This is a genomic window from Aporhodopirellula rubra (genome assembly GCF_014192335.1).
Lineage (GTDB): Bacteria > Planctomycetota > Planctomycetia > Pirellulales > Pirellulaceae > Rhodopirellula > Rhodopirellula rubra.
In genome coordinates this window covers 69170-82986 of sequence record NZ_JACHXU010000033.1, presented here as the reverse complement: position 1 = coordinate 82986, position 13817 = coordinate 69170, and the positions used below count along the sequence as shown (strand labels likewise).

At 56.8% G+C, this 13817-nt stretch carries 9 protein-coding genes and 1 tRNA gene; 6 read left to right on the top strand and 4 right to left on the bottom strand.

Features of this window, described 5'->3' with window-relative positions; all coding sequences use genetic code 11:
* Positions 1 to 370 precede the first annotated feature (370 nt).
* From FHS27_RS28390 to FHS27_RS28380, 3 genes are all read right to left on the bottom strand, one after another.
* Positions 371 to 444: transfer RNA gene (locus FHS27_RS28390), tRNA-Pro, on the bottom strand.
* A gap of 179 nt (positions 445 to 623) precedes the next feature.
* Entirely contained in the window at positions 624 to 1088 is a 465-nt protein-coding gene (locus FHS27_RS28385) for a hypothetical protein (RefSeq protein WP_009093569.1), read from the bottom strand.
* Between the two features lie 289 nt (positions 1089 to 1377).
* A complete protein-coding gene (locus FHS27_RS28380; protein ID WP_184309405.1) occupies positions 1378 to 2460 on the bottom strand; it encodes a sensor histidine kinase in 1083 nt (360 codons plus the stop codon).
* A 343-nt stretch (positions 2461 to 2803) separates the two neighbouring features.
* Between FHS27_RS28380 and FHS27_RS28375 the strand changes: the two genes are divergently transcribed.
* The 6 genes from FHS27_RS28375 (at position 2804) to coaE (ending at position 12494) form a co-directional block, all read left to right on the top strand.
* Positions 2804 to 3250, top strand: coding sequence for a hypothetical protein (locus tag FHS27_RS28375; RefSeq protein ID WP_184309403.1), 447 nt, complete (start codon positions 2804 to 2806; stop codon positions 3248 to 3250).
* Complete coding sequence (locus tag FHS27_RS28370; protein ID WP_184309401.1) at positions 3247 to 4302, top strand: ABC transporter ATP-binding protein; 1056 nt, start codon at positions 3247 to 3249, stop codon at positions 4300 to 4302. Before FHS27_RS28375 ends, FHS27_RS28370 begins: the two co-directional genes overlap by 4 nt.
* Complete coding sequence (locus tag FHS27_RS28365; protein WP_184309399.1) at positions 4299 to 6959, top strand: ABC transporter permease; 2661 nt, start codon at positions 4299 to 4301, stop codon at positions 6957 to 6959. The genes FHS27_RS28370 and FHS27_RS28365 overlap by 4 nt, the downstream gene beginning before the upstream one ends.
* Positions 6960 to 7120: 161 nt before the next feature.
* Positions 7121 to 7597 (top strand): PH domain-containing protein, encoded by a 477-nt coding sequence (locus tag FHS27_RS28360; RefSeq protein WP_315854734.1) that lies wholly within the window; start codon positions 7121 to 7123, stop codon positions 7595 to 7597.
* 44 nt (positions 7598 to 7641) lie between these two features.
* Positions 7642 to 11889: an ATP-dependent RNA helicase HrpA gene (gene hrpA / locus FHS27_RS28355; RefSeq protein WP_246421169.1), complete on the top strand. Its 4248-nt coding sequence runs from the start codon at positions 7642 to 7644 to the stop codon at positions 11887 to 11889.
* A complete protein-coding gene (gene coaE / locus FHS27_RS28350; RefSeq protein ID WP_184309397.1) occupies positions 11886 to 12494 on the top strand; it encodes a dephospho-CoA kinase in 609 nt (202 codons plus the stop codon). Before hrpA ends, coaE begins: the two co-directional genes overlap by 4 nt.
* Here coaE and FHS27_RS28345 read toward each other — a convergent pair.
* Positions 12472 to 13764, bottom strand: coding sequence for a hypothetical protein (locus tag FHS27_RS28345; RefSeq protein ID WP_184309395.1), 1293 nt, complete (start codon positions 13762 to 13764; stop codon positions 12472 to 12474). The two genes, coaE and FHS27_RS28345, sit on opposite strands and share 23 nt — an antisense overlap.
* Positions 13765 to 13817 lie beyond the last annotated feature (53 nt).

The following is a 13817-nucleotide window of genomic DNA, read 5'->3' as shown; positions in this document are numbered from 1 at the left end:
GCATTGGCAATTTTAAACGAAATAGCCAACCTGCAGATAGACATCTTATGCGCTGACACCAAACCAGTCGTCAATGACTGTGCCATTCGTGGGTGCCATTCGTGGGTGGCACCATCTAAGAGACGCCAAGCGGCTGACACTTTAGCTTCGCCGAGCCGTTCGAGTGAAGGTGTCGATCAGATCCCAAGCCGCCAGCACGAACTAGCAACAGCTCAGAGAGGGTGTTTTGTGGGTGGCACCAAATGGGAGAGGGTGTGGGTGGCACCAAATGGGAGAGGGTGGCCTGGAGTCGGGCCTGCTTTGATGTGCCGAACATCTTCCCGCTGGGGCTCGCGGTTGTAGATTGACCGCGTTTTAGAAGTGCAAAATATCGGGGCGACACGATTCGAACGTGCGACCTTCTGGTCCCAAACCAGACGCTCTGCCAGGCTGAGCTACGCCCCGGATTTTTTTGCTGAGAGTCCTCCGATGGACTCGATCACGGGGGGCGAAAAATCGCTCGCTCCCGTGAAGTGCCAGAGAGTAGCGGACGGAGCCGTTTGTGGAAAGGTTCGCTTGGAAAAAATTTTGAGGATAGTTATCCACCAAGCGATTTGCGGTTCCGATGCTGCGGTTTCGGGCGTTTATAGCTCTTGTTGCTCAGCAACCGGCTCACCCGTTCCGAGCTGGGCGAGGACTTGCAGGATGCCGTTGAGGTGAGCCATGCGTGGACCGAAGCGATCGATAAACTCGTTGAGCATATATTCGCCTTCGACCAAGTGTTCGCCGGAATCGTCAATCTCTTCGGTGATCGATTGCAGGAACTCAGTTTGGACTTCGCTGAGCGTCTCGGCGGCACGGCGACAGGCGCGAGAGAGCTCGGGGTGTGCGTCTTTCCATTGCTGCAGCTCGCCAGCACGCTGTTTGTGCATGGCAGCATTTTGCTGAACAAGTTCAGAAAGCAGCTTCGTCTGTTTTTGCTGGCCAATCAGCATTTGACGGAGCAATTGCACGGTGAGTTCTTCGTTGGTCATCGAGGTACCGGAGTCGGCTTTGGCAGAAACGTCGATGCGAAACATGGGCGACAGTGGGTTGTCTTCGAGTGACATGTGAAAACTTCCTGCGCTCGTTCGAGGGATAAGAAATGTGTCGGATTAGCGTCGATTGAGAGTATAACCACGTGCATCCCGGATTGTCGACTAAATCACGTTTTTCGGGGTTTCGCGGCCTGTTGAACCGCTATTAGTGAGGGTGCGGCAGACCTTGCGGACAGGTGCAGGAGACAACCGTTCCCCTGGAAAACGGGTGGGTGTCAGACAGGGCGGAGGGCTACACGAAAGACAGTGTGAGCGGCACCCTAAAAGCGAACTCGTGCTGGGGAAAAAGTGTCCCCTAATGTCAAACCGCATCCGCCTCCGAACCCGCGACCTCACTCGCCGAAGCAGGCACTGCTAAAGCAAGCGTGGCGTCAGGCAGCGTGATATCGAATCGCGTGCCGGAGCTTTTCTTCAATTCGACACCTTCATTACCAGCTCCGCTTGCCCCGTTTTCCACCCCCGCAACGTCTCCGACGCCGACAACATCTCCCGCGTCGCCGATGTTGATACGTCCACCGAGGGCATGGGTGACGTTGCGAACGAGATAGAGGCCGAGCCCGGTGCCCGGCTTGCTGCGTTCGAGCTCATTGCCCAGACGCACGAAGCGGCCGAACACCTTGCGTCGCAGGTTCGCGGGAATCCCAGCTCCGTTGTCGCAAACCGACACGGTGACTTCGCCGTGGGGAGCCTGCTTCATTTGGGCAACGATGTTCACGCGAGGCGGCGTTCCACCGTATTTGATGGCGTTATCGATCAAATTTCGAAACAGAATTTCGACTTGAACCGGGGGTGCGTGCAGCATGATATCGGGGCAATCGATGCTGACCGTCTCGGCGGGCATTTTGTATCGAACACACGCGGCAATACTGACCTGCGTCAGCAATTCAGAGAGCACGAAATCGGTCGCTTCCTCGGGTTCGGTCCCTCGTTCGACCCGTGCGGCGTCGAGCAAATGATTGATAAGCGAATCGAGACGCTCGACATCGTCGAGCATGATTTTGTGGAATTCCTCCTGCTGGTCCGCATTAACGCTGTGACGCGTCATCGTTTGCAGATAGAGCTTCAGCGACGCGATCGGGCTTTTGAGTTCATGGGTGACCGCGTCGATGAAGTTGGATTGGCGGCGATTCAAATTGAAGGCTTTGACGCTCAGCGTGAGGTACGCGATCACGCCGGCGAGCACGGCGATCAGCAGCACCGACCCAGCCAACAACATCACCCAGAACAATTCCGGTGATGCCTGTCCGCGAAGCAATCCCAGCAGCGTGCCAGTGACCCAGATCGCTCCCAAAATCACGACGAGGACGATCAGCACCACGCCGAGAGTGATCGGAGCCCGCAATGTGATCGGGCGGACGAGCGGCTTTGGTTTGACTCTAGGCACTTTAGGCGGCTTTCTCTCACCCGAACCTGCTTTTTGCGCAGCTGGTTTATGCGGAGGCCCCGAATTCAGGTCCCCTGATTCGATGCCGTGAGAGTTTCGTTTGCTGGGACTGGGCGTGGACATGGCTTGCCATAGACATGGAAAAACAAGACCTGCGAGACTGGCTAGATTAGCAGCGTGAATCGTTGAGCAGGCCGATGCGACTGCCCGGGGGGCCGGGGACAGCCGTAAAAAGCGTGGATATTACGAGAAAAATTCCATTCTCGCCGATGACGTGGGCTTCCCATTCGGCAATAATATGCTTATCCGGCGAAAGACCGGTTCGTGTAAACGGAGGTTCAAAATGCGCGCTCAAGCCCCCCAACGACAATTTTCCGAAAGGGTATTACGCCAAGTCCGCTTGGACAGTGGCCGGGCATTGGTCCGCGCGAACTTTTGTCTAGAAAGTAGCGAGATCATCAACCTTCGCTGCGTTGACGACCGCTGCGAAACCGATCGACAATTCGGAAACCAACTCTGGTACTTTGAAGGTATCGGAGTCGACGAAACACGCAACCGCCAAAACATTCATGGTGTCGTTGAGTACTCGGTCCAGTACGGGTTACAGGAACTCGTTGAAGATGGTGTGTTCGACACCGCGGCCGAGCGTGAGCGTTTCCGCAGTCTTTACAACCGCGAAGTAAACGTGCCGTCGTGGCGACAGCCCGCGCACCGATTGCTGCTGGCGGGCGTGATTGCGATAACGGCGGCGATGTTGCTGTATCTCATGTTGAGGAATCTGCTCGCGTGAGCCGACCGGAGGCTTCCAACAGCAGTATCATTTCCGTTGACGCACTCGAAAAGACCTATCGAGGCGGCAGCATTTTGCGGCGTGGTGACGTGCACGCCTTACGCGGCGTTTCGCTGAGTGCAGAGCGGGGGCAAGTGTTTGGATTGTTGGGCCCCAACGGTGCCGGCAAAACGACCCTGATCAAAATCCTGCTCGGCGTGATCCGCAGTACCGGAGGCCGCGCGTCGTTGTTTGGATTGCCGGCAGGTTCGGCGGAAGCACGCAGCCGTGTTGGTTACTTGCCTGAGTCTCTGCGTGTGGATCGTCACCACACCGCGCGTTCGGCACTTCGTTACTACGGAAAATTAAGCCGCCTGGATTCGGACACCATCTCACGACGCAGCGACGAACTACTTTCGGTGGTCGGCTTGGAAGGCCGTGACCGCGAAAGCGTCAAACGGTTCAGCAAAGGAATGCTGCAGCGACTCGGGCTCGCCCAAGCATTGATGCATGACCCCGATTTACTGATTTTGGATGAACCCACCGACGGTCTCGATCCGGTCGGCCGAAGCGAGGTGCGGCGTGTGATTGAACGATTGCGTGACGCCGGGAAAACGATCTTCCTGAACAGTCATATTTTGCATGAAGTGGAACTCGTCTGTTCGCACCTTGCGATCATGGCCGGAGGAAACGTTTTGGCAACGGGACCGATCGCCGAGATGGGGGGACCGTCGAAAACGGACAGCGAAGCGGTCACCATCGAAATCGAATTTGAATTGGCGCACTCCGATCCAACTGCGACATCGAACGCGGACGTGGAGTCGGGCGTGCTGGCGAGCGTGGGTGCGGGTGCGGGAACGGTCGAGTGGATTACCGATCCGATCGATCTGGATTCGAACCGTTCGCGGTACCGATGCCGCGTCTTATGTAGCGAGAGAGCGGCAGTCGATGCAATTGTTGATCGCATCCGCGCGGCCGACGGATCGCTGATCCGATTGGTGCCGCACCGCCAAACGTTGGAAGAGACGTTCATGCGTTTGGTCGAATCCCCGAATCCTGTGGCGGTGGCATGAGGCCATATTTCGCGATCATCTCGGACTCATTCCATTCGGCGCTCGCGTCCCGTGTGCTGTGGGCTGCCTTTCTAGCGATCTGGGTGTTGCTCGCATCGCTGGCACCGATCGGGATTAAAGAAGACTACACGACATCGTTTCGATGGTTTGACGTGTACAACGGCACGCGAATGAAGGCCTTACTCGCGCAAGGGATCGTCGACCCCAAGTCGCAAGACAAAGCGATCGGACGAATCGCCAAAGCGATGCCGACTGAGATGCAGCGGCAACTCCGCCGTGTCGGTGAAGGCGACGAAGTTCGAATCCGATTGTCACTGCTGACGGACGCACTCAACGACTTGGTCGAGTCGGACGCAACACGCGAAAGCGACGCGTACGAAACACCCGCAGATGAGTTAGACGGCAACGATTCCCCATCAGACGATTCGCAAGCAGACGATGCCCCAGAGGGCTGGTATGACGCAGAGGCATGGAAGGATACCGTCCGGTTACGTGAGTTGCGATCGCTCGATGACACTCCCGACGAGGAACTCACCGATTCGCTGCTGCGACGACGAGCCCGTTTGCGACTCGAAGCAGCACTGCCGGGCGTTTTTGAATCACGTAGTTCGCGTTCCGTTCTGCTGACGTACGCGGGGTTGGAGTTTCCGACGGACTTCCAAATCGATCGCGTTCAATTTGAAACGCTGTTCAATCAGTTTGTGATTCCAATTCTAGTGAACTGGTTACTCGGATTGGTCCTGGTGTTTCTAGGCGTGTTGGTGACGGCGTCCATTGTTCCCGACATGTTGCAAACGGGATCGCTGCATCTGCTGCTGAGTAAGCCGATATCTCGCAGTGCACTGCTGGTTTCGAAATTCATCGGCGGCTGTGCGTTCGTTCTGCTGTGTGTGACGCAGTTAGTGCTCGGCTTGTATCTGATCGCTGCGTTGCGGCTGGGCGTTTGGAACACACGGATCTTATGGTGCATCCCTGTGGCGGTGGTGATCTTTGCGGTCTTCTACAGCGTTTCGGTTCTGGCCGGATTGAAGTGGCGATCAGCGATAATTTCAATCGCGGCGGCGGGGGCATTGGCGGCGGTTTGCATGGTCGTCGGAATCATCGGCGGCGTGGTCGATGCACGAGTGGTCGCACCGGACCGGATTGTCGGAATGACCAGGGCAGGCGACGATCTATTCGCGGTCACCGGCGGCAGTGGATTGGTGCGATTGGATGCCCCAGCGAAGGCGTGGGAGTCCTTGATCGATTCCGAAGCCGGATCGAATGATCGCGTGTTACGACCGGCGACGTTGGATACAGACCACGTGATGACGGCCCGGATTCGAAACGGCCGGTTTAATCCGTTCGGCTCCGGTTCGCTCGATCTCATCGTGCTTTCTCGTGACGATGACTGGACTCCGCAGCCGAGTTTGCGTTTGCCGACCGCGACAGAGCGATTGATCCCGGTCGACGACAACACGGTGGTCGCGATCAACACCGCGGATCTTTTGACGACCAATCGGAACGCCATTTTGGAGGCGATCGGCGAGGAAGCGTCTGAGGATGATGGCGACGAAACATCCGAAAACGAAAATAGCGACGAAACCACGAAAACACGTGCACGTGTGGACAACTCCGTCGGTGCGTGGTTGAAGGCGTTGGTGACGATGCAAGGCGGAGCGACGGAGTCGTTCGTCTCGATCCTTCCGAGCGACGTGGTCCTGAGTCCGCCGACTCGAGTCTCAAAAATCCTAGACGAGAGCGGACTGGTGCTGCTGACCGGAGATCGCATGCAACGTCTCGAACCGACGGGGGCGGATGCATCCGGCACTTGGGAGATGACAGCGAGAGTGAATCTCAAACGCGAATCCGATCGAGCTTCGCATGTGATTGCCGCATCGCCGCGTTGGGTTGTCGTCGCCCGCGGGGACCTACCGCTGAAGATTTACGACGCAACTACGCTGAGATTCGTCGGCCAGTGGGACCACGACGAACGGCGTTCGATCGTTTCAGGAACGCCGCTGGAAATGGTAGCAATTTCCGATCAATGCTTCTTGCTGAGAACGTCATCGGGCCATTGCGACATGATCGAAGTGATCAAAAATGAGAACGAACCGGTCTTATTGGAAACACCTCGTGATTCAGACGCAGCGTTTGAATCAGAGGAAACGAACGCGGACAACACCGAGTCGAAACGATTGATGACGATTCGCAGGATCTCGCGGATTCCGGTGGACGAAATCGAATCAGTGTATTGGCAACCGGATACGCAGGGTAGCAACGAAGGACAGTTGTTTGTTGCTCATGATGTGGATCGAGTGACGTCTTATTCGATTGCCATCAGCGATGCCAGATTGAGCGAATTGTCGAACGCGTCTGATTCAGGCTCGGCGAAACTTTCGCAGTTAAGCACGGTCACGCCGACCGGATCGGTTTGGCGTTGGATTGATCGCTACGTGGTCGGCGGTCTCGAACTGTTCACGCCTCAGGTGCTGCAGCTTGGCGACACAACGGCGGCAATGGTATCGGGCAACGATTCGCTAGTGATCGGCGGCGGAGAATCCGGTGCGGCGGAAGTCGTACGGTACCGGATCGCGTGGCCGTTGCTCAGTTGCGGGATCTTTATCGCGTTCATGCTGGCGGTCAGTTGCCTGTACTTTTCACGCAGCGATTATTAGGCGAACGTGGACGTCGCGGAAAGTGTCTCTTGGTTCACGATTCGTTATCGCGGTATACAATCGACGATCTTTATTCGAATTTCTTCGCTGCGTTTTTCCCGAGTTGATGTTCGATTGTGAACTACCGCTCTGCTCGAATCCCCCACTTGTTCATTACTGACGTGTCCGAATCAACCGTTACTAAACCTGGCAACCCCGATACCAATTCGTCCTCCGAGCGGCGCCGCCTCGACCGCAAGGTGCACCAGTCGGCAGTGGATTGGTGGTTGGCGGCTTTGCTCGCGTTCCCGATTGTCGGCGCGGTTGTGATCGCGGCGTATTTGATTGCGGTAGGACGACCGGGTGACGCGTCGGTGATGTTTTTGACGGCGGCAGGAATTTTGGTCGTGACGGCAATCTTTACCGTGCCGTGTCGGTACACGTTGTTGACCGATACGCTGTCCATTCGATGCGGCGTGATCTGTTACCAGGTTCCTTACGATTCGATTCGTGACGTGCGGATGGCGTGGACACTGCGGAGTGGGCCGGCGTTGTCGTTGCGTCGTGTGGTAGTCAAAACCGATCGGCGTGAACACATTTTATCACCGGTCGATCGCGAGCGATTCATCAGACAACTGAACGCAAGAATCTCAGCCTGACCGGCCAAACGAATCATTTTTTTCCCAACGCTGACCAAAACGTTTTGAACCAGAAACCTGCGAGCCCCGGTCTTAGTTCACCGCCACCGAGTGCTCAGGCCCCGACGTCGTCATCGGACGATAGCCTCGACCTCAAAGATGTGAAGCTGACGCGCGCCGATCGTGCTCGATTGCAAAGGCAGCGATCTCGACTCAAACGCGACCGCAAATCATCTGACGGCCAAGCGGAGGAACAGTTTGCCGCTCGTGTCGCGGCGGCAGCGGCGCGTGCCGAGGCTCGACAATCGGCCAAAGTCAAAATCGAGTTTCCGTCCGAGTTACCGATTTCCGAACATCGCGATCACATCGTCGCGATGCTTCGCGAGCATCGCGTCATCGTCGTTTGTGGCGAGACGGGCAGCGGGAAGAGCACTCAGTTGCCCAAGATGTGTGTCGAGGCCGGATTCGGACGCGACGGGATGGTCGGTCACACGCAGCCACGTCGCCTCGCCGCCCGAAGCATTGCGGCACGACTCGCGGAGGAAACCGAGACGATTCTCGGAAACGAGATCGGGTACCAGGTTCGGTTCGGTGATAAAACGAGCGATCGGACTCTGATCAAATTAATGACCGACGGGATCTTGCTCGCCGAAACCGGTTCCGACCCCGACCTGCTCGCCTACGACGTGATCATCATCGACGAGGCGCACGAACGGTCGCTCAACATCGATTTTTTGCTGGGCCTGCTGCGACGCATCATGGATCGTCGTCCCGAATTGCGGATCATCATTACCTCGGCCACGATTGACGCTGACCGGTTTGCGGAACATTTTGGCACCACCGATTCGGAAACCGGTGAAATTGTCCCTGCCCCTATTTTGCAGGTCGAAGGACGCGGGTATCCGGTGGAGCTTCGTTACCTGCCATGGGACGACGTCGACTCGAGTGCAACGCGTGGTTACGATTTGGCCGCTCACGTCACCGCCGCCATCGATTCGCTACGCCGAGATGGAACGGGCGACACGCTCGTATTTTTACCAACGGAACGTGACATTCGCGAAGTCTCGCATCACGTCGGCGGTCATTTCAAACGGTTGGGTTTGGAAAACCGCGTCGAACTGTTGCCGCTCTACGCGCGACTGCCTCAATCGGCCCAACAAGCGATTTTTCATCCGACCGGCGGCAAGCAACGGATCATTTTCGCGACCAACGTTGCCGAATCGTCATTGACGGTTCCTGGGATTCGGTACGTAATCGATTCCGGAACCGCACGGATCAGTCGGTACAGTGTTCGCAGTAAAGTACAGCGGCTACCTGTCGAACCGGTCAGCCGCGCCAGCGCGAACCAACGCAGTGGCCGGTGCGGCCGTGTCGGACCGGGTATCGCGGTGCGGTTGTACGACGTTGACGATTTCGAAAGTCGGGACGCGTTCACGACTCCCGAAATTCGCCGCACGAATTTGGCGAGCGTCGTTTTGCAGAGCAAAGTCCTCCGTTTAGGCCGGCTCGAAGACTTTCCGCTCATTGATCCGCCACGTATCGATGCGATTCGAGAAGGTTTTCGAACACTCGCTGAGCTCGGCGCGGTCGATGACGACGGCGAACTGACCGAGATAGGATGGCAACTCGGACGGATGCCCGTGGACCCGCGTGTTGGTCGTATCCTGATCGGCGCCGAACAACACGGTGTTCTCCCCGAAGTGCTCCCCATCGCGGCAGCCATGGAGATTCCGGACCCCCGCGATCGTCCGCCGGATAAACGCAAAGCGGCCGACGAGGCTCATTCGAAATTTGCCGATCCGGAGAGCGACTTCCTCAACCTGTTACGCATTTGGCGTTTCTATGAGGAGATGAGTTCGAAATATGGACGCGGGAAGATGACACGTGTCCTGCGGCAAAATTTCTTGTCGCCCAACCGCATGCGTGAATGGTCTGACGTCTATCGGCAACTCAAGGAGATGGCATCGACGACACTCGGTGCGAGCACGCTTTCGGATCCGGATCAAAAGTCAAACGGCGAAAAAGGCAAAAAGCGTCCGCACGAGAATCGAAAGCCACGTCGGAGTCGAGCAAGATTAACGATCGGGCCGATTCGATATTGCAATGCGGAGCCCGAGAAAGCCGACGATGTTGCGCCGATCGTTGACTCCGACCGATACGCGTTGATTCACCAAGCCTTGTTGACCGGCCTGTTGTCGGGCGTGGCGTTGGCAGGCGAGAAGAACGAGTACACGGGCGCCGGTGGGCTGAAGTTATTCCTGTGGCCTGGCAGCGGTGTGTTCGAATCGAAACCAAAATGGATTGTCGCGGCTGAATTGGTCGAGACGGCCAAGCAGTACGCACGCACGGTCGCGAAAATCCAACCGGCCTGGATTGAAGCCGTCGGCGATCACATGCTGAAGTCATCGTTTAGCGACCCGCACTGGAGCCGCAAAGCGAGCGGTGCGTTCTGTTACCAGCGAAAGTCGTTTTTCGGATTGCCCGTTGTGCTGCGTCGCCGCGTGCCATTGTCTCCGATCGATCCGATTGAAGCTCGGAACCTATTGATCCGAAACGGATTGGTCGGCGGCGAGTTACCGACCACGGCGAAATCAGTTCGACACAACCGTGGGTTGCTCGAGTCAATTGAAAAGTTGGCTGCGAAAACACGTCGGCGAGATCTCGTCGTGGACGACTACGTGTTGCAGGCGTTCTACCAATCGAGATTGCCGGACTGGGTTTGCGATCGCGCTCGACTCGAGAAATTTGATCGACAATGCCCGCCGCCTCAATGGCATCAACGTCTCAAGAACGATGTCGACTTGGCGGCATGGCTCGCGGATCCACCTCCGCTCGAAATTGCGGCAGATGCCTCCGACGATGCGACGGAGGAAATCACCGAGACGCCGTACCTCCGCCCCGAGGACCTGCTGGAAACGTCCGCGACGCGGATCGAACAGGACGACTTTCCCAACGAACTCGCCTCCGGCGCGACACGTTTGCCGCTGGAATATCATTTCCGACCGGGAACCGACGAAGATGGCATCCACCTGACGATCCACCCGGCTGCCTTACCACAAGTCAGTGACGAGGCGTTGGACTGGTTGGTGCCCGGGCAGCTCGAAACGAAAGTCACGGCGATGATTAAATCGCTGCCGAAACGTTTGAGACGACTGTTGATTCCGGCGGCAGACGTCGCAAAAAAGGTGACCGACGAAATTGTGCAGCAACGCGGACAGTCGGCGTTCATACCGACGCTTTGCGAAGCGTTGACCCGACACGCGGAAACACGCATCGGACCTGACGATTTCCAAGAAGAAAAGCTCGAACCGCATTTGCGATTTCTCGTTCGCGTCGTTGATGACGAGGGCAAGGTGCTCGCCACTGATCGCAGCGTCGACGCGATCAAACAACAGCTCGGTTCGTCGGTCGAGTCCAGCGAAACGTCGATGCAAGAATCGGGCACGACGGAAGATTGGATGCGAGAGAAGATGACGACATGGGACATCGAACGTTTCCCCCGTGAAGTCGTCCGCAAGCGAGGTGGCGTGCAGGTGGCTCAGTTCCCCGGTTTGGTTGACCATGGCGAATTCGTATCGACGAGGCTGTTTGCCGACGCGGCGGCGGCCGAAGCCAGCAGCCGACTGGGGCTAACCCGAATGTTCGCAATCGCGTGCCGCAAGGACTTGCGAGCTCAGGTGCGTCACCTCCCGGCGATCGCGGAAGCGAAGATTAAGTTAGGCCCGATTTTGTCCGCGTCGGTGATCGAATCATCCCTTGCAGACTTGCTCGCGCGTTTGGCGGTCGTCGAGAAACGTCCGATCGTTCGCACCGCAGACGAGTTTGCAGAACGATTGGCAGAGGCGCCGGGAAGGATTGGCGAAGCAACGCAAGACGTCGCGACGTGGCTCACCAAACTGACCGATGCTTATCACGCATCTCGAGTCGCCCGCGAAGAAACGTCATCGGGCAAACTACGCGAGGTGCTCGACGATGTCGAAACGCAACTGCAATGGATGTTTGCCGACGGGTTTATCTCCTGGACACCATGGCAGCACCTGCAACACGTGCCTCGGTATCTCAACGCGATTGCGTATCGCCTCGACAAGGCGAGATCCGGCGCAGAAAAACGTGACGCGGAATCCCGTGAAATGATCAACTCGTTGTGGAACCGTTGGTTGTCGTCCAAACACGCAGACGAACAAGACCCACGCACGAACGCGGACTCGGAATTCCGATGGTTGATCGAGGAGCTACGCGTCAGTCAGTTTGCACAACCGCTGGGAACGGCGGTGAAGGTGTCACCCAAACGTTGTGAGAAACTGTTGTCATGACGGCGCATGGACACACACGGGTGATCGGAATTATTGGGCCGCCATGCAGCGGTAAATCAACTGTCGCTCAATTCCTGCAATCGTTCGGAGGCGTTTGGCTGAATGCGGACACGATCGCCAAGGAGCAACTCCTCGAACCGGAAGTCATCGATCAACTGGTCGCGGAGTTTGGCGATCAAATCCTCAATTCCGGTGGAACGTTGTCGCGAGAACGGATCGCTGATTTAGTGTTTGGTGAGAGTGAAGCTTCACAAACACGGCTGAAGAAACTCGAGTCGGTCGTGCACCCGCGAACGCGTGAAGTGATTCGCGAAGCCCTGGCAAAAGCGGTCGCCGATCAGGCTGCGTACGTGATTCTCGACGTGCCGCTGTTGCTCGAAAGTGGATGGCAGGATGAATGCGACGAAGTATGGTGCCTGCACGTTTCCCCCGATCGGCACCAACGTTTGTTGGATGCCCGCGGTTGGGATCTCGCAGAATTGAAACGTCGAGAAAAACGTCAACTGTCTTGGGATGAGAAACAGCGCCGTAGCGATTGGGTGATAGAGAACGACGGCAGCGTCGAAGATTTGCGATCAAAAGTCAGGGATCGTCTGGAACGCTGACACTGTTGTCTGGATCGAGCGTCGGAAACCCCACATCCAAATCGTCCTTAAAGTCACCTTCGTCGTCTCTCTGGTTTTCGCCAACGCTGTAAACCTGCCAGTAACCATTGAGGCGCTGAACGATGAGAGGTTGGCCAGAAAACGGATCGATGACGTCATCTCGAGAAAGCCCCCACTCGGAAGTTTTTTCAAACTCGGCGATCAGTTCGGCAATCTCATGTGGACCGGCGTCCGACATGGGGGACAGAGATGTTTCGTTTACCAGTGATTGCTTGTGCAATGCGATGACCAGACGCAGGCACCGGATCTTGGCACGTTGGCGATTCATCAGTGCCCGCCCCGCATCCATGGCCGGCGCGACGACGGCGACTTCGGCAGCCGTAGCAGTGATCATCGGAGCAGCTTCCTCGAATCGCGAAATGGCTCCCATGGCGATTTGGTCTCGCATGTAGTCGAGGTATGGCTGAAGCATTTGACCGGAAATGGCTAATCCCAACGGCGTATTGCTGCTCAGTTCGATTCCCAGAGCGCGTTCGGTTTTCAGAGCGTGAACAAAACTGTCCATTGCGACGTGGCGACGCAGTTCCGCATCAATAATCCCGAGCACATTTTCGCTGAGTGAGTCCGAGGCGACCAATTCAGCGAGAAAATCCAGAATCGAGTTTCGGCAGGCCGCGGCGGTCATGTATTGGATGATCGTTGGATCTTGCTCTTGCAATCGGACGAGCGTGAGTGCATCGTCGGCCACGCGAGCGGCCTTGTCGAACTGCTCCGTTGCGGCGAGGAACCGGTAACGTGCATCAAGGACACGATGAACCGAACGGATGATTCCGACCCGATCGAGCAGTTGTTGTTGGAAAGCCGTGATCGAGGAGGCAGGTTTATCAAAATTGGAATAGTAGTCGCACTGAATCGCTGAATGGACGGCCGCGAAAACCTGCGGGTAGGTGGCGAACGCGGTTTCCAATTGCCCACGGGTGGCTTCGGGAATGCCGTCACGCCAGTCAAAGGATTCGTCGTCATAGAAGGTGGGGCTAACTTCGGCAAACAGCTTTTGCGTGTCGGGGTCGACGGCGTCGAGATGCCACGCGGCGTTGCGACTGTCCCAGACGTGGTTGGCCTGGAGGTCAGCGATCGTGGTGGGTGCCCCGGTGGTCGCAATTTTGTTGACGGCCGCGGCTATCCGCATTTGACGGATTCCGATCGGGACCGCGACCACAGCAATCAGGGCAACGAAAATTGCGATCATTAGGACGATCAATCGTTTCATGAGATTTATAAATCCGCGTCGAGGAACTCGGCCTGTCCCGGGCAACCGCCGAT

Coding starts and splice junctions, on each gene's coding strand:
- FHS27_RS28365 (WP_184309399.1), top strand. CDS start 4,299: ATGAGGCCATATTTCGCGATCATCTCGGACTCATTCCATTCGGCGCTC.
- coaE (WP_184309397.1), top strand. CDS start 11,886: ATGACGGCGCATGGACACACACGGGTGATCGGAATTATTGGGCCGCCA.
- FHS27_RS28345 (WP_184309395.1), bottom strand. CDS start 13,764: ATGAAACGATTGATCGTCCTAATGATCGCAATTTTCGTTGCCCTGATT.
- FHS27_RS28385 (WP_009093569.1), bottom strand. CDS start 1,088: ATGTCACTCGAAGACAACCCACTGTCGCCCATGTTTCGCATCGACGTT.
- FHS27_RS28375 (WP_184309403.1), top strand. CDS start 2,804: ATGCGCGCTCAAGCCCCCCAACGACAATTTTCCGAAAGGGTATTACGC.